Here is a 22,531-nt window from a genome sequence, read left to right on the forward strand (position 1 = left end):
CTCATGAGCGATCACAACGCAAGTGCGGCCGATGCGCCTGCCGTGCCCATGGCCGCCGGCATGGTGCCGCTGACGGGGGGCACGCTGTGGCTGGCGGCCCTGGTGCTGGCCGCGGCCAATTTCATGGCCGTGCTGGACATGACGGTGGCCAATGTCTCCGTGCCCAGCATCGCCGGCAATCTGGGAGCGACCACCAGCCAGGGCACCTGGGTCATCACCAGCTATGCGGTGGCCGAGGCCATCACCGTGCCGCTGACCGGCTGGCTGGCGGCGCGCTTCGGCGCGGTGCGCGTGTTTGCCACGGCCATGGGCTTGTTCGGCCTGGCATCGCTGCTGTGCGGCCTGGCCAATTCGCTGGGCATGCTGGTGTTTGCGCGTATCTTGCAGGGGCTGGCCGGCGGCCCGCTGATGCCGCTGTCCCAGTCGCTGCTGCTGCGCATCTTCCCGCCGCGCATGGCGCCCGCAGCCATCGGCCTGTGGTCCATGACCACGCTTATCGCGCCTGTGCTGGGCCCCATCGTGGGCGGCTGGATCTGCGACGAATACACCTGGCACTGGATCTTTCTGATCAACATCCCGGTAGCCCTGGTCTGCGCGTTCGCGGTCTGGCATCTGGTCAGGCGCTATGAGCAGCCGCTGCTCAAGAACCCGATAGACACCGTGGGCCTGATTCTGCTCATCGTCTGGGTGGGCTCGCTGCAGCTGATGCTGGACGAGGGCAAGAACCTGGACTGGTTTGCCTCGCCCATGATCGTGGCGCTGGCTGCGGTGGCCGTGGTGGGCTTTGCGGCCTTCATGATCTGGGAGCTGCATGCCGAGCACCCGATCGTGGACCTGCGCGTCTTCAGGCACCGCGGCTTTTCCATGGCCGTGCTGACCATCAGTCTGGCGTTTGCGGCCTTCTTCGCCGTCAATGTGCTCACGCCGCTGTGGCTGCAGAGCTTCATGGGCTACACGGCCACGCTGGCGGGTCTGGTAACGGCATGGACGGGACTGTTCGCGCTGTTCGTGGCGCCGGCCGCGGCCGGGCTGGCGGCCAGGGTGGATCCGCGCCGGCTGATCTTTGGCGGCGTGTTCTGGATGGGGGTGATCACCTGCTGGCGCGCATTTGCGACCACGGACATGGGCTATTGGGACATCGCGCTGCCGCTGATGTTCATGGGGCTGGGTCTGCCGTTCTTCTTCATACCGACCACCGGGCTGGCGCTGGCCAGCGTGGAGCCGCAGGAGATGGACAACGCGGCCGGTCTGATGAACTTTCTGCGCACTCTGTCGGGCGCGGCGGCGGTCTCCGTGGTCAACACGGCCTGGGAGAACGGCACGACGCGCAAGCATGCGGATCTGGTGGGTTTGAGCGATGCCAGCGGCGAGGTGCTGCACGGGCTGCAGCAGTCGGGCATGAGTGCCGATGCGGCGCTGTCGGCGCTCGATCAGCTCATCACCAGCCAGAGCGTGATGCTGGCCACCAACCAGATCATGTTCATCATTGCGGGCGGATTTGTGCTGGCGGCCTGTGCGATCTGGCTGGCACCGAGGCCGAGCCGCACGGTCGACCCCGGTGCGGGTGGACACTGAGGGCCGTGGCTTAATGAATTGATAGCTGCTTGCGTATGATATTCATGCGTTTCAGATATGAAAGCATCTGGAATCAATATTTATCAAGCGCAGGCAGCTGTTCTTTCAGGAGCATGATGCCGCGAAAGCAGCAGCAAGTCGCAGGGAGTCGCCAGCATTTCTACAATGGGGGGCTATGTTCCCGATCGACCTGCTTGACTCCGCGCCAGACGGTGCAAATTCCGGCGCCAACCTCGCCTCTCACTCGCCCCTGCTGACCGGCCTCAACGATGAGCAGCTGGCCGCAGTGACCCTGCCTGCGGGCCATGCGCTGATTCTGGCGGGTGCCGGCTCGGGCAAGACGCGCGTGCTGACCACGCGCATTGCCTGGCTGCTGCAGACCGGGCAGGCCACGCCCGGCTCCATCATGGCCGTGACCTTCACCAACAAGGCCGCCAAGGAGATGCTCACGCGCCTGTCGGCCATGCTGCCCTACAACGTGCGCGGCATGTGGATAGGCACGTTTCACGGCCTGTGCAACCGTCTGCTGCGCGCCCACTATCAGGCCGCGAAGTTGCCTCAGGCGTTCCAGATTCTGGACACCCAGGATCAGCTCTCGGCCATCAAGCGCCTGTGCAAGCAGTTCAATGTCGATGACGAGCGCTTTCCGCCCAAGCAGCTGATGTACTTCATCGCGGGCTGCAAGGAAGAGGGCATGCGCCCCGGCGATGTCGTGGCCACTGATCCGGACACCCGCAAAAAGGTCGAGATCTACCAGCTCTACGAGGAGCAATGCCAGCGAGAAGGTGTGGTCGATTTCGGCGAGCTGATGCTGCGCAGCTACGAGCTGCTGCGTGACGATGCCCATCTGCGCCACCATTACCAGCGCCGCTTCCAGCATATCCTGGTGGACGAGTTCCAGGACACCAACAAGCTGCAGTACCAGTGGCTCAAGCAACTGGCGGGCGACGATGTGGGCGGGCGCTACGAGTCGGCTGCCAGCGTGATTGCCGTGGGCGACGACGACCAGAGCATCTATGCCTTTCGCGGCGCGCGCGTGGGCAATATGGCGGACTTCATCCGCGAGTTCGAAGTCAGGCACCAGATCAAGCTGGAGCAGAACTATCGCTCCTTCAGCAACATCCTCGATTGCGCCAACGCGCTGATCAGCCACAACAGCAACCGCCTGGGCAAGAATCTGCGCACCAGCCAGGGCCCGGGCGAGCCCGTGCGCATCTACGAAGCGCCCAGCGATCTGGCCGAGGCCGCGTGGATGGTCGACGAGATCAAGCAGCTGGTCAGAAACGACGGCTTCACGCGCCAGGAAATCGCCGTGCTCTACCGCAGCAATGCGCAAAGCCGGGTGATCGAGTCGGCGCTGTTCAATGCCGCCATTCCCTATCGCGTCTATGGCGGCCTGCGCTTTTTCGAGCGTGCCGAAATCAAGCACGCCCTGGCCTATCTGCGCCTGCTGGAGAACCCGCACGACGACACCAGTTTCCTGCGCGTGGTGAACTTCCCCGCACGCGGCATCGGCGCGCGCACGATCGAAGTCCTGCAGGACACGGCGCGCAGCAGTGGCACTTCGCTGAGCGACGCCGTCACCGCCGTGGGCGGCGCGGCCGGCACCAAGCTGCAGGGCTTTGTGGCCCAGATCGATGTGCTGCGCGAGCAGACGCAGGGGCGCACGCTGCGTGAAATCATCGAGACCGTGGAAGAGCAAAGCGGCCTGATCGAGCATTACCGCAACGAGAAAGAAGGCGCGGACCGCATCGAGAACTTGCAGGAACTGGTCACGGCTGCCGAGAGCTTTGTGACCCAGGAAGGCTTTGGCCGCGATGCCGTAGCCATGCCGCTGGACGAGCAGCAGAATGCGCCGCAGCTGAGCCAGTCGCCGGTCAGCCAGGGGCTGGACCCGAATCAGCCGCTGCTGGACGAGGCGCTCAGGGCGCCGGCCGGTACGGCGGCTTCCATGGTCAATGCCGACACCGGCGAGACGCTGTCGCCGCTGCAGGCCTTTCTCGTGCATGCGGCGCTGGAGGCGGGCGACAACCAGGCCCAGGCCGGCCAGGATGCCGTGCAGCTGATGACCGTGCACGCCTCCAAGGGCCTGGAGTTTGATGCCGTGTTCATTGGCGGCGTCGAGGAAGGCCTGTTCCCGCACGAGAACGCCATGATGGATCGTGGCGGCCTGGAGGAGGAGCGGCGCCTGGCCTATGTGGCCATCACGCGTGCGCGCAAGCGTCTGTATCTGAGCCATTCGCAGACGCGCATGCTGCACGGCCAGACGCGCTACAACGTCAAGAGCCGCTTCTTTGACGAGCTGCCTGAAGAGGCGCTCAAGTGGATCACGCCCAGGCAGAGCGGCTTTGGCAGTTTTGCGCCTTCTTCAGGCGCCGGTGGTGCCTGGGGATCAAGGGCTGGAGGTCAATACGGTTCGGGCTCGGGCTGGGGCGGCAAGCAGACCGAAGTCTTTGCCAGCCCGCCGGTGCCACAGCAAAAGGCCGAGCCTGCGCATGGCATCAAGGCCGGTATCGCGGTGTTCCACAACAAGTTCGGCGAGGGCAAGGTACTGGCGGTGGAAGGCACGGGTGACGATGCGCGCGCACAGGTCAGCTTCGGCCGCCATGGCACCAAGTGGCTGGCGCTGGCGATTGCCAAGCTGACGATTGTGGACTGAGGCATGGCGCCTTTGCCCAGTAAAAAGCCGCCTTGTAGAAGGCGGCTTTTTTATGAGGCGTTGGCGCTTACTTGGCGCTGAGCTTCATCTGGGCGGGCGAGGCCGTGATGTAGCCCACGGCGGAGCCGAACTTGTCCTTGTAGTTGGCCTTGATCAGCGGATCCAGCTGGGTCTTGACGTTGGCGTGGATGCCGCCCCAGTCGCCAGCGTGCTGGAAGTTGCTCATGATGTAGGTCCAGCCGTTGATCTCGTCCACGGCATGCAGGCCGGTGGATTCACCACCTGCGGGCACGGACAGCACGCGCGACAGCTGCTTGGTGTCCACGTTGTAGGCCCACATGAAGTTGTTGACGTGCTGGCTGCTGTCCTCGCCGATGAACAGAGTGCGCATTTTCTCCGAGAACTTGAGGTTGTCGGGGTTGGCAATCTTGTTGGGGTTGGCGGTGTTGCCCAGGGCGTCGCCCTTGAGGGTCTTGCCGTCGCTGTCCAGCAGATCCTCGCCAGCCAGCAGGGGCGCCGTGTCCACGGGCATCCATTCGCTGTTGATGGCCGTGCCGGTCGTGTCCTTCTGGCCGCCCTTGAGGTTCAGCGCCATGACCACGCCGGCGACCAGCTGCTTGGGCACGGAGACGCCGTTGCCAGGCACGTTGGCGGCATTGCCGGCCACCATGGAGGACTGCACGTTCTGCAGGGCGGAGTAGGCAATCTTGTCCTTGGCGTTGACGGTCGTGCCTTCCATCTTGGTGAAGCCCAGGCTGGCGCCCTTGAAGGCGGCATAGCGATGGGTTTCGAGGAAGGCGGCGGCCTTGTCCATGCCGGGGTTGATCTTGATCCACTCGGTCTTGCCGTTGGCCACGATCTTGGTGTAGCTGGAGTCGCTGGGGTCGGTCTTGGACACGGTCAGGATGTCCGTAGGCTTGAGCGTGTTGGCCAGGTTCTCGATCTCGGTGCTGGTGGCCGAGCCCAGCTTGATCCAGGTCAGCGGCGCGGCGCTCTTGGCAGCGGGGTCGATGGAGAAGCCGGCGCCAACCTTGGCGGCATACAGCGTGCCCGAGGACAGGTCTTTTTCCTTGTCTGCCACGAAGACGAAGTAGCCGCTGTTGGTGGCGTCGTCACCCATGAGCGCGGTGCGCTGGTCGGGCATGACCTGCACCAGCTCGTGCGAGATGCGGCCCATGCAGAAATGCTTCTTGATGGTGGCCGTGCCGTCGACGTTGACGATCACTTCGGGCATGTGGCCGTAGTGGTAGGGGTTGGCCTTGCTGGAGTCACCGTAGAGGTTCTGGCTATAGGCCTGGAACATGGTGTTGGTGCCGATGCTGAAGGCATCGGGCTCGTACTCTTCCGACGACAGATGGGTGCCCCAGGGCGAGAGGCTGGCGCCGCAGGTGATCCACAGGCCGTGGACCTTGGAGGTATCCACATTGTGGTACTTCACCAGGCTCAGCTTGCCGGTGCTCTGGTCCTGGTCCAGCGTCAGCACGGCGATGGGAGAAGGCAGCTTGCCGTACATATCGGTCGTGCCGTCCTGGGCCCAGGTGGTGTACTCGAACTGCACCACGGCAAACACGGGCTTGCCCTTGACGCCGTCCACCTTGGCATTGGGCACGGTCAGCAGCGAGGTGCCATCGGGCGAGTCGGAGAAGAAGTGACGCTCCTTGCCGGAGACGGTCTTGTCGATGATCTTGTTGTTGTAGATGTCGTAGTAGCCGCCGGCCAGCAGCTGGCCGCCCTTGCCGTCGGAGACCATGTCGCCGGTCACGAAAAAGGGCTGATAGCCCAGGTCGTAGACCTGCTCGCTCTTGTCGTCGAAAGCGACCTTGAGCTGCGAGGCCGCATACATGGTCGCCATATTGGCAGGCGTGCTCAGCGTAGGCGCGGCCATGCTGGTGAAGGTGGCGGAAACATAGTTCTTGGTGACAGGAGGCGTTGTCGGCGTTGTGTTGTCATCGTCACCACCACCACATGCGGCCAGCAGGCTGGATGCGGACACGACCGAACCCAGTGGGAGCAGAGGAGCGCCGGAAAAGAGTTGCAGGGCCTTACGACGGCTGAGCAGATTTTGTGCCATGAGAGTTTCGCAGTGTGGGGTGAAGCGCAGACTTGGGGCCGCGCTGAATTGGATGAATGCCAGGACATGAGATGCATGCCTTGGTCAGTCCTGCGAATCCTAGGAAACGAATATGACAGTGCCGTGGCGGCTTGATGACGCCGGGATGAATGATCTGCTGGCGCGGGCCTTTGTTCAGCCCATAAAAAAGGTTCATCGCGCATTACCGGGGAAGGCTGCGCGAATCTTCAGAAAGAAATAGTCCTGATCGCGGTAGCCATAAGCCCGGCGCTTGATGACCTTGATGGTGTTGTTGATGCCCTCGACAACACTTGTGTTCAACGGATGCCGGCATCGGGCGATGATCCCGTGCAGGTAGCTTTGCAAGCGCTGAGCAAAGGTGCTCAGTGCTGTAATACCGCTTTGGCGCGCTTGCTCACACCAGTGCTGCCAGGCGCGATGCGCCCAAGCCGGACGACGGTAAAACCACAGCTGTTTTAGCTCATCGCGCAAGACGTATACCGCCATTAATGGCTCATTGGCCGCCAGCAGCTCCTTGAGCTGCACTGCTTGTTGAGCCTGCAGCTTGTTGCGATTGCGCAGTCGCAACCAGCGGCTGGACTTGAGCACCTTGCGCGCCAAGGGCTGTTGGCGCAGCAAGTTGGCCTGATCGACACGCACTCGGTCGATAACCTCCCGGCCATACTTGGCCACGACATGGAACAGGTCATAGACGATCTCGGCGTTGGGGCAGTTGGCCTGGATCTCCAGCTCGTAGGCAGTAGTCATGTCGATAGCAACCGCGCGAATGCGCTGGGCAACGCCAACGGGCAACTGCTCGAAGAACTGGCGGGCCGTCTCGCGTGAGCGCCCTTGCCCCACCCACAGCACCTGCCGGCTGATGGGGTCGACGACGACTGTGGCGTAGCGATGGCCCTTGTGCAACGCAAACTCGTCCATTGCCAAGTACTCGATCCGCTCCCATTGCGGCTGCGCGGTAGTGGCCAGCAATAAGGCCTTGTCGATGGACTTGACCGTGTGCCACCCAAGATCGAAGAAGGCCGCGACTGCCTTGATGCTGCTGCTGCGAAGCAACTGGCTGCACGCCTGTGCCAGACGGTCTGTGACGCGCTGGTAGCGACCGAGCCAGCTGAGTTTCTCCAGGCGCGGGCCACCACAGCTATCGCACCACAGACGCCGACGCGGCACATGCAGCACCACCTTGTACTCGAACAGTGCCAGATCGCGCACGCGCCGTGTCGTGGTCTCATGGACTTGGCTGCACTGCGCACCGCAGCGTTCGCAATGCATGATGCTGGCCTGCGGCTTCAGATAGATCGACACGGTGCGGCTATCGCCCTGGGGCCACTGCACACGTTCAACCTCGTAGCCCTCCCAGCCGCCAAGAGCCTGCAATAACTTCGAGTCCAGCATTTGATTTGTTCTCCGATGTCAGCTTCGCAGCCGTCAGATTACAAAACGAACGGGCTCATCTCCACGGAATTCCTCGATGAACCATAAAAAAGCCCCGACCTGGGGCCGGGGCTGGTGCTGGGAGTGCTCGAGCTTAGGAATCCGATGATGGCGGCGCTGTGGCCGACGAGGAGTCAATCAGAGTCTGGTCGTCATCGGGCGGGCTGAAGCTGTCACGGAAGGTAAACACGATCGAGGTAAAAAAGATGGCTGCCAGCATCAGTGCCGTTGCCACCATCAGGCCACCGGCAATGCTGCCGATGAGCATGGCCAGTATGCCGGTCACGATGGCCAGGGCCATGCCTGAGACGATGAACACGCCGATCCAGCAGACACCGAAGACCAGATAGGCACCGATATTGCGAATGCAGCCGACAAAGCTGAAGAACAGCGACTTGACGGGGCTGATGCCATGCCAGTGGATGAGCGCCGGTGCATGCCAGAAGGCCAGCGACAGCGGCAGGTAGAGAAACATGCTCAGCCACATGGCCGACTGGAACTCGGGCTCTTCGGCCAGTTCGCGGGTCATGGGAGTCTGGCCCAGGTAGACGCTGGCAAACGTGCCGCCGTCGACCAGGCTGGAGGCACCGATGATGAGCAAAAAGCCTGCGGCATACAGGCCGCCCAGCATCAGCATGGAGTGCAGATGCTGGCTGCCGGAGCGAAAAGCCACCAGCAGCAGCGCAGGAGTGGGCTTGCGGCCGTGGGCGGCTTCGGATGCAGCGACCATCATGGTCAGCGAGATGCAGGGCAGCAGTGCCAGTGCAATGACGGGGCCGATCAGCGGCAGGGCCGAGATCAGAGACATGCTGGCCATGCCCAGAAAGAACAGGGCAGCCAGGGCCAGAGGCTGGCTTTTGAAGGTGCGCAGACCCTGCAGCACCCATTGCAGACCGGTGCCGGGTGGAACGATTTGAAGTTTCATGGAAGAGGCTGAAATACTTTTGCGAGAGCGTGCAAAAGTCGCTTCTTGCACTGTACCCGAGACGGCTGAGTGGGGCCATCAAAAGCCCCGGCGCAATTAGCTGCTTGGTACTCAGTCCAGCGTCAGCGGATGAGCGATGCGCTGGTTCAGCACACGCTCGAAGTGGGTGGGGTCGTGGGGCTGCAGCAGTGCGGCTTCACGCGGCAGATGGAAGTCCCAGAGGCGGGAGATCCAGAAGCGCAGGGCGCCGGCACGCAACTGGGCGTTGAGCAGCTCGCGCTCGGCCCCGGTCAGCGGACGCACGGCCTGGTAGGCCGCAAGCATGGCTTTGGCGCGCTCGGCATCATGTGCACCTGTTGCGTGATCGATACACCAATCGTTGAGGCAGACCGCAAGATCGAAGAGCCAGGTGTCCACGCCTGCGAAATAGAAGTCGAAAAAGCCGGTCAGCCGGTCACCATCGAACATCACGTTGTCGCGGAACAGGTCGGCATGGATGGGGCCGCGCGGCAGGGCCGCATAGCTGGCCGAGGCTGCGATATGGTTCTGGTAGGCCAGCTCGGCACGCAGCATGGCGGCGGTTTCCTCGCCCAGATGGGGCAGGACCACGGGCACGGTTTCATTCCACCAGGGCAGGCCGCGCAGATTGGGCTGCTGGCGGCTGTAGTCCTGACCGGCCAGATGCATGCGCGCCAGCATCTCGCCCACGGCAGCGCAGTGCACGGCAGCCGGGGTCAGCTGGCTTTTGCCGGCCAGGCGGTTGACGATGGATGCGGGCTTGCCGCACACCTTGAGCAGAATGTCGCCGCTGCGTGTCTCGCCCTGCGGGTCCGGCACCGGAATCCCGGCTTGTGCCAGATGCTTCATCAGGTAGAGGTAAAAAGGCAGCTGCTCGGCACTCAGGCGCTCGAACAGTGTCAGCACCCACTCTCCCTGGTCGGTCGTCAGAAAGTAGTTGGTGTTTTCAATGCCGCCTTGAATGCCGCGCAATTCCTTGAACGAGCCTAGGGACATGCGGCGCAGCAGCTCGCGCGCATCTTTATCGGAAACTTCGGTGAAAACAGCCATGGTGAATACGCCGGTCTGGGGCGACCGACCGAACTAGCGGGGAGAAGGTGTCTATATGCAACAGGGCAGTGAAGCACTGCCCTGTCATGAATGGGGGGAAGCGCGCCGCGCTTCAGAATTTGATGAAATTCCAGACGCGGGTGCCCGTGGTGTCGCCGCTGTTGTTGTCACGGTTGCGGGCTGCGCGGGCGCCGTCGTTGGACTGCACCTCGTACTCGGGCATGGAGCCGACCTTGGGTTGCACGGTGATGCTCTGGGTCTGACCGCCGACACGGGTTTCATCCACACGGCTGCCGGCGTCTTCCACACGGATATGTTCGATACGCTGGTTGTGCTTGCCGGTCGCCGCCGCGTTGTCCTGTTGACCCTGGGGCGCAGGAGCGACCACGGCATTGGCCGGAGCAGGAGTGGGGGACTGGGCCAGAACGGATCCGGCAGCCAGGCTCAGGATGATGAAAAGTGGTGCAGCGCGCATGATGCATAGATTGTAGGGCGACTTCGAATTGTCCCACCAGGCGCAGCCCGTCTTTGGGCTGCAGACCGCAGGAGCCGGGCACGCGTGCACAATCCGGGGTATGAGCAATTCCAAGACCCTGGTGCTGGTGGACGGCTCCAGCTACCTCTACCGCGCCTACCATGCCATGCCCGATCTGCGGGCGATTCCAGGCGACCCGGCCAGCCCGGCCACGGGCGCCATCCGCGGCATGGTGAACATGATGCAGGCGCTGAGGAAGGATGTGCAGGCCGATTACGCCGTCTGCGTGTTCGATGCCTCGGGCCCGACCTTCCGCGACGAGATGTATACCGAGTACAAGGCCACGCGATCGCCCATGCCCGATGATTTGCGCAGCCAGATAGAGCCCATCCACGAGGTGGTTCAGCTGCTGGGCTGGAAAGTGGTGGCCGTGCCCGGCGTGGAAGCCGATGACGTGATTGCGACCTTGGCGCAGACCGCGGCGGCCCAGGGCATACAGGTCATCGTCTCCAGCGGCGACAAGGACTTGAGCCAGCTGGTGGGCGAGCATGTGACCATCATCGACACCATGAACGGCAAGAAGCGCGACGTGGCAGGGGTGACGGCAGAGTTCGGCGTGCCGCCAGCACTGATGATCGACTACCAGGCGCTGGTGGGCGACACCGTGGACAACGTGCCCGGCGTGACCAAGGTCGGGCCCAAGACCGCTGCCAAGTGGCTGGAGGAGTTCGGCTCCCTGGACAATCTGATTGCCAATGCGGCAGGCATCAAGGGCGTTGCCGGTCAGAACCTGCGCGATGCGATTGCCAGCGGTCAGCTGGCGCTGAGCCGCCAGTTGGTGACCATGAAGACCGATTGCGATCTGTCCTCCTATATCAGCGGCCTGCCGCAGCTCGATGCCATCACGCTGGCCGAGCCCGACAGCGCAGCGCTTGCGCCCTTCTACGAGAAATACGGCTTCAAGGGGCTGGTGCGCACCCTGGGCGCCGCAGCGGCCGAAGCCAGGGCGGCCAAGCCAGGCAAGGCCGCCAAGGTCGATAGCGCCCAGGGCGGCCTGTTCGATGCCGACGACGCGGCGGCGACCGAGGTCGCCGTGGCGGCCCAGCAGCGCGATGTGCTCTACACCACGATTCTCGACGAGGCGCAGCTCGATGAATGGCTGGCCAAGATCAATACAGCCGAGCTGACCGCGCTGGATACCGAGACCGATTCGCTGGACGAGATGGTGGCCCGCATCGTCGGCATCTCCTTCAGCGTGGCCGTGGGCGAGGCTGCCTATATTCCGCTGCGTCACGAGGGCATGGATGTGCCAGAGCAGCTCGATATGGACAGGGTGCTGGCCAGGCTCAAGCCCTGGCTGGAAGACGCCAGCCGCAAGAAGCTGGGCCAGCATGTCAAATATGACCAGCATGTGTTTGCCAATCACGGCATCACCGTGCGCGGCTATGCGCACGACACCATGCTGCAGTCCTATGTGCTCGAAGCCGACCGCCCGCACAATCTGACCAGCCTGGCGCTGCGCCATGTGAACCGCAGCGGCATCAGCTACGAAGACCTGTGCGGCAAGGGCAAGAGCCAGATTCCGTTTGCCCAGGTGCCCGTGGACAAGGCCGCTGCATACAGCTGCGAGGACTCCGACCAGACGCTGGACGTGCACAACACCTTGTGGCCGCGCATCCAGGCCCATGCCGGGCTGCTGCATATCTACGAGCTGGAAATGCAGACCAGCGAAGCGCTGTTCCGCATCGAGCGCAATGGCGTGAGCATCGACGCGGGCGAGCTGGCGCGCCAGAGCAATGATCTGGGCGCACGCATCCTCAAGCTCGAGGAAGAGGCTTACGAGATTGCGGGCCAGCCCTTCAACCTGTCCTCGCCCAAGCAGCTGGGAGAGATCTTCTTCGACAAGCTGGGCATGCCCGTAGTGAAGAAGACCGCCACCGGCGCGCGCAGCACGGACGAGGAAGTGCTGGAAAAGCTGGCCGAGGACTATCCGCTGCCAGCCAAGCTGCTTGAGCACCGCTCACTGTCCAAGCTCAAGGGGACCTACACCGACAAGCTGGCCCAGATGGCCTTGCCAATCGACGGTCGCGTGCACACCCACTACGCCCAGGCCGTGGCGGTGACGGGGCGCCTGTCCAGCAACGACCCCAATCTGCAGAACATTCCCGTGCGCACGCCCGAAGGCCGCCGCGTGCGCGAAGCCTTTGTGGCCCCCGAGGGCAAGCTGATTGCCAGCGCCGACTATTCGCAGATCGAGCTGCGCATCATGGCCCATCTTTCGGGCGACGAGGCCCTGCTGAGTGCCTTCAAGAACGGCCTGGACGTGCACCGTGCCACGGCCGCCGAAGTCTTCGGCGTGAGTGTGGACGAGGTCAGCAGCGAGCAGCGCCGCTATGCCAAGGTGATCAACTTTGGCCTGATCTACGGCATGAGCAGCTTCGGCCTGGCCAAGAACCTGGGCATCGAAACCAAGGCGGCGGCTGCCTATATCGACAAATACTTCCAGCGCTACCCCGGCGTGAAGCGCTATATGGACCAGACCGTGGAGCTGGCCCACGCCCAGGGCTATGTGGAGACCGTGTTCGGCCGCCGCCTGGTGCTGCCCGAGATCAACGGCGGCAACGGCCCACGCAAGAAAGCGGCCGAGCGCGCCGCCATCAACGCCCCCATGCAGGGCACGGCGGCCGATCTGATCAAGAAGGCCATGGTGGCCGTGCAGGCCAGGCTGGATGCCGAAAAGCCCGAGGTGCTGGTCATCATGCAGGTGCATGACGAACTGGTGTTCGAGCTGCCCGAGTCCGCCAGGGACTGGGTGCAGGCCGAGATACCGGCCATCATGGCCGGCGTGGCCGATCTGTCCGTGCCGCTGCTGGCCGAGATCGGCTTTGGCAGCAGCTGGGAAAAAGCGCATTGAGCTTTTCACCAAAAAGCGCATTGAGCTTTTACCCAAAGGCGCACTGATACGCTTTCGTCCCGGGGGCGCCTAGGTTTTGCCGAGGTGGCCCCTTAAAAAAAAAGAGAGCTGCTTGCGCTTTCTGAAAAATCACTTCAGGTTATTTTTGACCTGAAATGCTTTGTTCACAAGCGCTGCCAGCTCCTGAATTGTTCTAGCTTGATCCAGGAAACATCTTGTTCAAAGGCTTTGCAATGACGCCCGCCGTGCGCATGGGGCTGTCGATTTCGGTGGCAACGGGGCTGTACGGCATCTCCTTCGGTGCGCTGTCCGTGGCGGCCGGCCTCAGCCTCTGGCAGACCATGGCACTGAGCGCGCTGATGTTCACGGGAGGTTCGCAGTTCGCCTTCATCGGCGTGGTTGCGGGTGGCGGCAGCGGCATGGCGGCCGTGAGCGCGGCCTCGCTGCTGGGCGTGCGCAATGCCATCTACGGCATGCAGATGAGCCGTCTGCTGGGCGTCAAAGGGCTGCAGCGCTGGCTGGCCGCGCACTGGACCATCGACGAATCTGCGGCCACGGCATCGGGGCAGGAGGAGCTGGCCGAGCAGCGGCGCGGCTTCTGGGTCGCCGGGGCGGGTGTGTTTGCGCTCTGGAATCTGTTCACCTTGCTGGGCGCGCTGATGGGCAATGCGCTGGGCGACACGCGCCGCTTCGGTCTCGACGGGGCTGCCGTGGCGGCCTTTCTCGGCCTGCTCTGGCCGCGCCTGAATGCGCGCGAGCCGGTGGCGCTGGCGCTGGCCTGCGGGCTGGTCACGGCCCTGGCCATATCCTGGGTGCCCCCAGGCGTGCCGATCCTGCTGGCTGCGGCCCTGGGCGCCTTCTGGGGTTGGGTGCGCCCCTCGGAGGCCGAGCAATGACGCTGTCTTTGTGGCAATGGATTTTGCTGGCCTGTGCGCTGGCCTTTGTGACCAAGCTGCTGGGCTACAGCCTGCCCGAACGCTGGATGCGTAGCCCGCGCATGGCCCAGATCGCGGCCTGTCTGACGGTGGCGCTGCTGGCTTCGCTGACGGTGATGAACACCCTGGCCAGCGGCACGCAGATCGGTCTCGATGCACGCCTGGCGGCCTTGCTGGTGGCGGCGCTGGCCCTGTGGTTGCGGGCACCATTCTTGCTGGTGGTGATTCTGGGCGCGGCCGCAGCGGCGCTGCTGCGTTGGCTGGTCTGAGAACGTCAACATGTTCTGGGTGCCTGAAACGCACTGGCCTTAGACTGCTTGGCCAGCCCGGCTTGCTGTGCGAGCCGGGCTGGCTGGAGATCGTCAACATGTTCTGAAATTCCATCATCCCAAGGAGGATCCATGAAGTACGAAGACATCGCTCAGGATATGCAGGGGCTGCTCGGTGGTCGCGCCGATGCCCAGCCCAGCCGCCGCACGGCCTTGCGTGCGGCCCTGGGGGGCGGTCTGGGCGTGGGTTATGCCTGCGCTGCCGGCCCGGTCATGGCACAGTCGGCCATCAAGACCCCGGTCGACGGCCTGACGGCAGGTGAGGTCAGCATCGATGTCAAAGGCTTCAAGCTGCCGGTCTACCGGGCCATGCCTGCGGGAAAGCAGAATCTGCCCGTGGTGCTGGTGATCTCCGAAATCTTTGGCGTGCACGAGTACATTGCCGACACCTGCCGCCGTCTGGCACGTGCCGGCTATCTGGCGATAGCACCCGACCTGTTCGTGCGCCAGGGCGATCCCATGGCCTATGCCGAAATGGCCAAGCTCATGAGCGAGGTGATCGCCAAGGTGCCCGATGCCCAGGTCATGGGGGATCTGGACGCCGCCGTGCGATGGGCGGGTACCCAGGGCGGCGATGTCAAAAAGCTGGCCATCACCGGCTTTTGCTGGGGCGGGCGCATCACCTGGCTCTATGCCGCGCATGCGCCGATCAAGGCCGGCGTTGCCTGGTACGGGCGTCTGCAGGGCAACAAGAGCGATTTGCAGCCCAGCTATCCGCTGGAACTGGTGGGGCAGCTCAAGGCGCCGGTGCTGGGCCTGTACGGCGGCAAGGACACGGGCATTCCGCTGGAGTCGGTCGAAGCCATGAAGGCTGCGCTCAAGACCGGGTCTGCGCCAGCCAGGGCCTCGGAGTTCGTGATCTTCCCCGAGGCGCCTCATGCCTTCCATGCCGACTACCGACCCAGCTACCGCGAGCAGGCCGCGCAGGATGGCTGGATGCGCATGCTGACCTGGTTCAACCAGCATGGCGTGGCCTGATGCCTCATGCGCTGAAGTTTTCTGCCCGGGGGGCTTGACAGCTTTGCTAAGGTGAAAGAAATCCCGGCATGCCATGCACGGCATGTGCATCCGGGGCTGACGGTATGGGGATAGTCGCAAGCGGGCCGCGTTGGGCGGCGCATTCTGCGAAAATCCTCAAGATTCGCCTGTAAAAGGTTGCGGTTAAGCCATATAAAGCTATGACATTGGTAGCAATTATTCTGGCCACCCTGGCTGCTGGTATCGGCAGTGTCTGGGTGGCCGCGTTGTTGATGAGTCTGGGAGGGGGGCGCACGCCAGGGCTGATGCCCCAGCGTTTGCTGAGCCTGGCTGCGGGAGCCTTGCTCGCCACGGCCTTCATGCATTTGCTGCCCGAGGCGTTCGAGAGCCACGGCAAGTCCCATGATCTGTTCGTGGTGCTGCTGATCGGGCTGGTGTTTTTCTTTCTGCTGTCCAAGGCCGAGCTCTGGCACCACGGCCATGAGCATTCGCATGGAGATGCTCACCAGCATGTTCCCGTGCACCACGGTCATGCTCACGATCATCAGCATGGTCACGTCCACCATGATCATGGCGATCACGCGCATGGCCACAGCCATGGCAAGGGCGGCTGGGCCATTCTGACGGGCGACAGCGTGCATTGCTTTGGCGATGGCGTGCTGATTGCATCGGCTTTCGTGGCCGACATCCGTCTGGGCCTGATTGCTGCCCTGTCGGTGCTGGCGCATGAGGTGCCTCACCACATGGGCGATATCGTGGTGCTGCGTCAGTCCAGCAGCAATCGCCGCGTGGCGCTGATCAAGGTGTCCATGGCTGGAGCGGTGACCACGCTGGGCGGGGTGGCCGGCTATTTCCTCATCGGACAGCTGCACGAGCTGCTGCCATATTTCCTGGTCATTGCGTCGAGCAGCTTTATCTATGTGGCCCTGGCCGACCTGATTCCCCAGCTGCAAAAGCGCCTGAGCGCCAAGGAAACCGCAGCCCAGGTCTTCTGGCTGCTGCTGGGCATTGTCATCGTGACGGTGATGAGCGGCGCGGCGCACAACCATGGACATGAGCATGACCACGATCATGGCGCCGAGGTCGGGCACCAGCATGAGCCCGCATCCCCGGCTGCCGGTGAAGCGGCGCACAAGCATGAGCATTGATTGCGACTGCAGTCGATAAAAAAACCGGCTTTCAGCCGGTTTTTTCATTCAGGAAATATCTCACGACTTACGCAAAGCGGGTTCAGGCCAGACGACTGAATCAGGAGGCAGGCCGCTGCAGCACTCTTGTTTGCGTAAGTCCTATATCTTTGAGCTCGGTCTTGACCGCCGCCAGTTGGCGGCGTGAGACCGGCAGCAGCTCGGGCACGCCCTGCAGGCGCAGGCCCCAGCCTTCGCCTTCCTGCGGGTCGTCATATTTCTCGAGGCCGCGCAAGGCCGCACGCAGCACCAGGGCGTTGCGGTGTATGCGCAGCAGATGTTCGCCGTGGCGGGTTTCGAGATCGGCCAGCGCTCCGTCGAGGACGTAGTTGCGCTGCACGGTGCGCACGGTGATGTATTTCTGCTCGGCCTTGAGAAAACGCACCTCGGATAGCGGCAGCCGCAGTGTGCCGCCGCGCTCCTGGATCACCAGCACAGGGCCGCTGTCTGCGACGCTGCGCGTGCTCAGTGCACGCTCGGCCTTTTGCAGCGATTGCTGCAGCCGCTCCAGGCGTACGGGCTTGGTCAGGTAGTCCACGGCATCCAGCTCGAAAGCCTGTACCGCATGGCTGGCATGCGCTGTCACGAATACGATGGCGGGCGGGCTGGGCAGGTCCGCCAGTGCCGCTGCCAGTTGCAGCCCGTTGTGGCCGGGCATGTGAATGTCCAGCAGCACCAGCTGTATGGGTGTGGGCTGGGCGGCTTGCAGCATCTGCAGGGCTTGTTCGCCATCTGCGGCTTCCTGGATATGGTGGGGGCCGTGTGCGCAGTCGCCGAGCAGAGTGCGCAGTCTGGCGCGTGCCAGAGCTTCGTCATCAACGATCAGAATGTGCATGACGGGATTGTCCCGGTTTTGACTCGGTCTGCAGCAAAGGCACGCTCAGGCGCACCACATACAGCCCGTCGCGCACCTTGGCGCTGAAGCTGCCTTGCAGATCGTGCAGCAGCGACAGCCTGGCCCTGACGTTGTCCAGGGCCATGCCATGGCCGGTGCTTTGATGCTCGGCGCTGGCAGGCGGCAAGGTGTTGATGATCTGGATCAGCGCCTCGTTGCCGCGTCTTTCGGTGCGGACCTGCAGCTTGCCGCCGCGCGCATTGGGCTCCACTCCATGGCGGATGGCGTTCTCCACCAGCGGCTGCAGCAGCAGCGGTGGCAGCAGCGCTTCATGCACGCTTTCATCAAGCTGCCACTGCATCTGCAGGCGCTCGCCAAAGCGTACCTGCTCTATGGACAGATAGCGCTGGGCCAGCTCTATCTCCTGCGCCAGCGTGGTGGTCAGATGGGGTTCGGCCAGCGCATAGCGAAACAGATCGCTGAGGTCTTCGAGCAAGGCTTCGGCCTTGGCGGGCTCGGCGCGCACCAGCGCAATCGCGCTGTTGAGGGTGTTGAACAGAAAGTGCGGTCTTATGCGTGACTGCAGCTCGGTGAGACGGGCCTGGGTTTGCGCTGGCGTGTTGCCGCGCGCGCGCAGCACCAGTGCCGTCACCAGCAGCGCGGCCAGCAGGCCTCCCGTGACGGCACTGGCCAGCCAGGGGACTTTGGCTATGCCGATGAAGAACAGCATGCCGCAGGCATAAAGCCCTGCGAGCGCGCCCAGCAGCACGCCGGCCAGATACTGGCCGCGCGTGTCCAGACGCTGCAACTGGTGCTTGAGGCTGCAGGCTGCGATCAGCCAGACCAGGGTGCCGGGCAGGCAGGCTCCGGTGAGCAGGGCCGCGCTGCTAAACCACTCCCAGAGCGAGTCCGCACCATAGATGGCGGCCGTGCCCACCACCACCTGTACAAACAGCACGGCGCGCAGTACCACGCCGGCATTGCAGGCGTCGAACACCAGGACCGGGCGGGTCGAGGCGGGAGTTGCGGCGATGAGCGGTGAAATGGGCACAGGTGGTCTGGAGCAGGGCGGTGACTTGGATGCAAGAGCTGGGCGGGCAAAAGAGCTGGGCTGGCAAGCATGCGCAAAGAGCATGTCCATCGACATGCCCGATCCGAATTTGCGCAAGTCCTGTGATTATTGGCACGGAGCCGCGGTGCAGCTGCAATTCCTGCGGTATCTGTCGGTTTGATGCATCAGCGTTTGTGCTGACTCAAACCGAGGCCGCAGCCCGGCTTGCGGCCTGAAAGCGTCTGAGCGACCAGACCAGGCCCGCGAGAATCAGCAGCATGGGCGTCAGCTCGCCGATCCGGGGCAGGCGCTGTTCATAGAGGAAGTGGTAGGCCAGGGCGAACAGGGTCTCGAACACCAGCAACTGGCCCACGAAGGTGATGGGCAGGCGCTGGCTGGCGGCATTCCACATCCAGTTGCCCAGCCAGGACGAGAGGATGGCCACGGCCAGATTCAACAGCCAGAACAGTTGCCAGCGCTGGGCCGCAATGTCGGGACTGCCGGCGCCGCTGGCCTCAGGCGATATCAGCCAGAGCAGGGCCCAGAGCAAGGCGCTGATCAGCCCGACGACCAGACCCCAGAGCGTGGACCATTCCGTGCCGTTGAAGCGGCTTTGTGCCAGGTAGCGGGTGTTGTCCAGCGCGTAGCGGCTCCAGCAGAGCATGGCCAGCACGGCCATCAGCACGCCCAGCAGATAGCGCCCCTGGCTGCCTTCGGACCCTGTGCTCAGCGCATGGACATTGACGAGCACGATGCCGGCCAGAATCAGCGCCATGGGCGCCAGCATGCGGCGCAGCGGAAGCGCACCGCTGGTGTTGCGGCCCAGCAGCGGCACGGTGACGGGAACCAGGCCCACGATCAGCGAGGTCACGGCCATGCCTATCCATTGCACGGCGGTGGCGACCAGGGCAAAGTACACCACATTGCCCGTCAGGGCCAGCCAGACCAGATGCCGGATATCGGCCGCTTGCAGCCTGGGCAGCAGCCTGGTGGCCCGGGGCAGGAAAACGCATAAGGCCACCACGCCATAGAGCACGAAGCGGCCAAAGGTGATCTGCAGCGGAGAGAACTCCGGCAGCATGGCGGGCACGAGAAAAATCGCGCCCCAGAGCGCGCAGGCGGCCAGCGCAAAACCGAGGCCGGAAATCAGGGAAGAGCGGGAATTCATGCCGGGCGGCGCGTCAGCCGGGTGGGCCGCGACCTGTGGGGTGGGTGAGCAAAGATGCCGTGATTGTCCGCGCAAGCCAGAAACAGAGTGGCTGCAGCCAGATTTACCTGATTTGCATGGAATGGCCTTGCAGGCCTTTCCCATAAAGCGTAGAAAGCTATTGATTAATGAGCGGATGGCGCGTGAATGCTGCTTTGTCGCAGTGGCTGGCAATGGCTCTGGGGCGCTCTGGCGCCGGCGCCGGGTCAGGCCGATAAAATCCCTGTTTCTGCTTTGCACAGCCGTCACGCCAAACTTCTGCATTGGGCGGCCTGTGGTTTTACGGGATTGTTGCCCTCACATGTCTACATCTGCTCCTTCGCACAACCAGCTCGATTCCAAGGCCGAAGCCTGGTCTGCCCTGTTCTCCGAACCCATGAGCGACCTGGTCAAGCGCTACACCTCCAGCGTGTTCTTTGACAAGCGCATGTGGCAGGCCGACATTCAGGGCTCTCTGGCGCATGCCGAAATGCTGTCGGCCCAGAAGATCATTGCGGCCGAAGATTTTGCCTCCATCCAGAAGGGCATGGCGCAGATCACGGCCGAGATCGAGGCCGGCACTTTCGAGTGGAAGCTGGACCTGGAAGACGTGCACCTGAACATCGAGGCACGCCTGACCCAGCTGGTCGGCGATGCCGGCAAGCGCCTGCACACCGGCCGCAGCCGCAACGACCAGGTGGCCACCGACGTGCGCCTGTGGCTGCGCAGCGAGATCGACCTGATCGAAGGCCTGCTCAAGGAGCTGCAGCGCTCGCTGGTCGAAGTGGCTGCCAAGAATGTGGACGTGATCCTGCCCGGTTTCACCCATCTGCAAGTGGCCCAGCCCGTGAGCTTCGGCCACCATATGCTGGCCTATGTGGAAATGTTCAAGCGCGACGCCGAGCGCATGCTGGACGTGCGCAAGCGCGTCAACGTGCTGCCCCTGGGCTCCGCCGCCCTGGCCGGCACCACCTACCCGCTGGACCGCGAGCGCGTGGCCAAGACCCTGGGCATGGAAGGCGTGAGCCAGAACTCGCTGGACGGCGTGTCCGACCGCGACTTCGCCATCGAGTTCACCGCTGCTGCCTCGCTGTGCATGGTGCACGTGAGCCGCCTGTCGGAGGAGCTGATCATCTGGATGAGCCAGAACTTCGGTTTCATCAAGATCGCCGACCGCTTCACCACCGGCTCGTCCATCATGCCCCAGAAGAAGAACCCCGACGTGCCCGAGCTGGCACGCGGCAAGACCGGCCGCGTGGTCGGTCATCTGATGGGCCTGATCACGCTGATGAAGGGCCAGCCACTGGCCTACAACAAGGACAACCAGGAAGACAAGGAGCCGCTGTTCGACACGGTGGACACCCTGAAGGACACGCTGCGCATCTTCGCCGAGATGATCGGCGGCCAGCTCAACCCCGCCAGCGGCGTCAAGGAAGGCGGCATCACCGTGAATGCCGAGAACATGCGCGCTGCCGCCCTGAAGGGCTATGCCACGGCCACCGACCTGGCCGACTATCTGGTCAAGAAGGGCCTGCCCTTCCGTGACGCCCACGAAACCGTGGCTCACGCCGTGAAGCTGGCCACCATGAAGGGCGTGGACCTGGCCGAGCTGCCGCTGGCCGAGCTGCAGGCCTTCAACCCCAATATCGAGGCCGATGTGTTCGAGGCCCTGAGCCTGGAAGGCTCGCTCAATGCCCGCAACACGCTGGGCGGAACGGCTCCGGCGCAGGTGCGTGCGCAACTGGCCAAGCATCAGGCACGTCTGGCCTGACAGGCTCCGGCACTGTGGCGTAACGTTCACGCCTTGAAAGCGCCCTTTGCCGGGCGCTTTTGTTTTGGTTAGTCTGGAAAAGCATAAGGAGAAAACACATGACGCAAACACGTCGTCAATGGCTGAAGGCCGGAGTGGGAGCGGCTGCAGCATCTGCCCTGGGCTCGGTGGCCTGGGCCTCGTCGGGCCAGCCCATCCGCATTCTGGTGGGCTTTCCACCCGGCGGTGGCTCGGATGCGATTGCGCGCCTGCTGGCCGACAAGCTCAAGGACGAACTGGGCGGCGTGACGGTGCTGGTGGAGAATCGCCCCGGCGCTGGCGGCCAGATTGCAGCGCAACTGCTCAAGGCCTCGCCTGCCGATGGCCATACGCTGTTTCTCACGCATGACCACACCATCTCCATCCTGCCCAAGGTCGTGAAAAAGCCGGGCTTCGATCCGCAGCAGGACTTCATTCCCGTGGCCGGGGTTGCCACTTTTGTGAATGCGCTGGCCGTGTCCAGCAACACGCCGGTGAGGAATCTGGCCGAGTACGCGGCCTGGGCCAGGGGCAGTGCCAAGAACGGCACCATCGGCATTCCGGCGCCGGCTTCGACGCCCGAATTTCTGGTCAAGATCCTGGCCGACCACTACAAGCTCGATCTGGTGGCCGCACCGTATCGCGGCAGCGCCCCCTTGCTGGCCGATATGCTGGGCAATCAGATTCCTGCCGGCATTGCCTCGGTGCCGGACTTCATGGAGAACCAGAAGGCTGGCAAGCTGCGCGTGATCGGCGTACTGGGCGCCAAGCGCCAGGCTTCCATGCCCGAAGTGCCGACCTTGCTGGAGCAGGGCATCAAGGGCTTCGAGGACATGCCTTACTACGGCATTTTTGCGCCCAAGGGCGTGCCCCAGGCCTTTGTCGAGCGCTTTTCTGCAGCCGTGGGCAATGTGCTCAAGCAGCGTGATGTCTACGCGCAGCTGACGGCATTGGGGCTTACAGTTGGATACATGAATCCCCGCCAGTTGGGGGAGCGTGAGGCCGCCTATTCCAAGGTCTGGGCCGGTATCATTCAGCGCAGCGGTTTCCAGCCGCAGTAGTTTCGCGCGTGCGGCACCTGCTCAAGGCCCTGCTTCACTTG

Annotated in this window: 18 protein-coding genes; 10 read left to right on the forward strand and 8 right to left on the reverse strand. The window is 63.4% G+C overall.

Features of this window, described 5'->3' with window-relative positions:
• The first annotated feature begins 3 nt into the window (after positions 1–3).
• Both NOX35_RS05400 and NOX35_RS05405 read left to right on the forward strand, forming a co-directional pair.
• Positions 4–1,575 (forward strand): DHA2 family efflux MFS transporter permease subunit, encoded by a 1,572-nt coding sequence (locus NOX35_RS05400; RefSeq protein ID WP_256495990.1) that lies wholly within the window; start codon positions 4–6, stop codon positions 1,573–1,575.
• A 175-nt stretch (positions 1,576–1,750) separates the two neighbouring features.
• Entirely contained in the window at positions 1,751–4,234 is a 2,484-nt protein-coding gene (locus tag NOX35_RS05405) for a UvrD-helicase domain-containing protein (protein ID WP_256495991.1), read from the forward strand.
• Positions 4,235–4,301: 67 nt separating this feature from the next.
• Here NOX35_RS05405 and NOX35_RS05410 read toward each other — a convergent pair whose 3' ends face one another.
• The 5 genes from NOX35_RS05410 to NOX35_RS05430 all read right to left on the reverse strand — a co-directional run bounded on the left by NOX35_RS05410 (position 4,302) and on the right by NOX35_RS05430 (position 10,225).
• Positions 4,302–6,305 carry a PhoX family phosphatase gene (locus NOX35_RS05410; RefSeq protein WP_182285878.1) on the reverse strand — a complete coding sequence of 668 codons (2,004 nt, stop codon included), beginning with the start codon at positions 6,303–6,305 and terminating at the stop codon, positions 4,302–4,304.
• Between the two features lie 192 nt (positions 6,306–6,497).
• A complete protein-coding gene (locus NOX35_RS05415; protein ID WP_256495992.1) occupies positions 6,498–7,718 on the reverse strand; it encodes an ISL3 family transposase in 1,221 nt (406 codons plus the stop codon).
• A 133-nt stretch (positions 7,719–7,851) separates the two neighbouring features.
• Positions 7,852–8,682, reverse strand: a complete 831-nt coding sequence (locus NOX35_RS05420) for a BPSS1780 family membrane protein (protein ID WP_182285879.1) — start codon at positions 8,680–8,682, stop codon at positions 7,852–7,854.
• Positions 8,683–8,793: 111 nt separating this feature from the next.
• Positions 8,794–9,750, reverse strand: a complete 957-nt coding sequence (locus NOX35_RS05425; RefSeq protein ID WP_182285880.1) for a homoserine kinase — start codon at positions 9,748–9,750, stop codon at positions 8,794–8,796.
• Between the two features lie 112 nt (positions 9,751–9,862).
• Positions 9,863–10,225 (reverse strand): hypothetical protein, encoded by a 363-nt coding sequence (locus NOX35_RS05430; RefSeq protein WP_003076753.1) that lies wholly within the window; start codon positions 10,223–10,225, stop codon positions 9,863–9,865.
• Positions 10,226–10,325: 100 nt separating this feature from the next.
• Here NOX35_RS05430 and polA point away from each other — a divergent pair, with 100 nt between their 5' ends.
• The 5 genes from polA (at position 10,326) to NOX35_RS05455 (ending at position 16,529) form a co-directional block, all read left to right on the forward strand.
• Positions 10,326–13,139 carry a DNA polymerase I gene (gene polA, locus NOX35_RS05435; RefSeq protein WP_182285881.1) on the forward strand — a complete coding sequence of 938 codons (2,814 nt, stop codon included), beginning with the start codon at positions 10,326–10,328 and terminating at the stop codon, positions 13,137–13,139.
• A gap of 215 nt (positions 13,140–13,354) precedes the next feature.
• Positions 13,355–14,035 (forward strand): AzlC family ABC transporter permease, encoded by a 681-nt coding sequence (locus tag NOX35_RS05440; RefSeq protein WP_198424709.1) that lies wholly within the window; start codon positions 13,355–13,357, stop codon positions 14,033–14,035.
• The gene (locus NOX35_RS05445; protein WP_182285882.1) at positions 14,032–14,343 is read left to right on the forward strand and encodes an AzlD domain-containing protein; all 312 of its coding nucleotides are present in this window, start codon (positions 14,032–14,034) and stop codon (positions 14,341–14,343) included. The genes NOX35_RS05440 and NOX35_RS05445 overlap by 4 nt, the downstream gene beginning before the upstream one ends.
• Before the next feature lie 132 nt (positions 14,344–14,475).
• Positions 14,476–15,381 (forward strand): dienelactone hydrolase family protein, encoded by a 906-nt coding sequence (locus NOX35_RS05450; protein ID WP_256495994.1) that lies wholly within the window; start codon positions 14,476–14,478, stop codon positions 15,379–15,381.
• 200 nt (positions 15,382–15,581) lie between these two features.
• Positions 15,582–16,529, forward strand: a complete 948-nt coding sequence (locus NOX35_RS05455) for a ZIP family metal transporter (protein WP_182285884.1) — start codon at positions 15,582–15,584, stop codon at positions 16,527–16,529.
• Between the two features lie 100 nt (positions 16,530–16,629).
• On the opposite strand, the gene NOX35_RS05460 is transcribed toward NOX35_RS05455, so the two are convergent.
• Entirely contained in the window at positions 16,630–17,403 is a 774-nt protein-coding gene (locus NOX35_RS05460) for a LytTR family DNA-binding domain-containing protein (RefSeq protein WP_256495995.1), read from the reverse strand.
• Positions 17,384–18,454: a sensor histidine kinase gene (locus tag NOX35_RS05465; protein ID WP_182285886.1), complete on the reverse strand. Its 1,071-nt coding sequence runs from the start codon at positions 18,452–18,454 to the stop codon at positions 17,384–17,386. The genes NOX35_RS05460 and NOX35_RS05465 overlap by 20 nt, the downstream gene beginning before the upstream one ends.
• Between NOX35_RS05465 and NOX35_RS05470 the strand changes: the two genes are divergently transcribed.
• A complete protein-coding gene (locus tag NOX35_RS05470) occupies positions 18,435–18,635 on the forward strand; it encodes a hypothetical protein (protein WP_256495996.1) in 201 nt (66 codons plus the stop codon). The genes NOX35_RS05465 and NOX35_RS05470 overlap by 20 nt on opposite strands.
• 21 nt (positions 18,636–18,656) lie before the next feature.
• Here NOX35_RS05470 and NOX35_RS05475 read toward each other — a convergent pair whose 3' ends face one another.
• Entirely contained in the window at positions 18,657–19,622 is a 966-nt protein-coding gene (locus tag NOX35_RS05475; protein WP_182285887.1) for a DMT family transporter, read from the reverse strand.
• 340 nt (positions 19,623–19,962) lie between these two features.
• Between NOX35_RS05475 and argH the strand changes: the two genes are divergently transcribed.
• Positions 19,963–21,411, forward strand: a complete 1,449-nt coding sequence (gene argH, locus NOX35_RS05480; protein WP_256495998.1) for an argininosuccinate lyase — start codon at positions 19,963–19,965, stop codon at positions 21,409–21,411.
• 98 nt (positions 21,412–21,509) lie between these two features.
• On the forward strand, positions 21,510–22,490 hold the full coding sequence (locus NOX35_RS05485; protein WP_256496001.1) for a Bug family tripartite tricarboxylate transporter substrate binding protein: 981 nt from the start codon (positions 21,510–21,512) through the stop codon (positions 22,488–22,490).
• Positions 22,491–22,531 lie beyond the last annotated feature (41 nt).

It is taken from the genome of Comamonas sp. C11, assembly GCF_024496285.1.
Taxonomy (GTDB): Bacteria; Pseudomonadota; Gammaproteobacteria; order Burkholderiales; family Burkholderiaceae_C; genus Comamonas; species Comamonas testosteroni_F.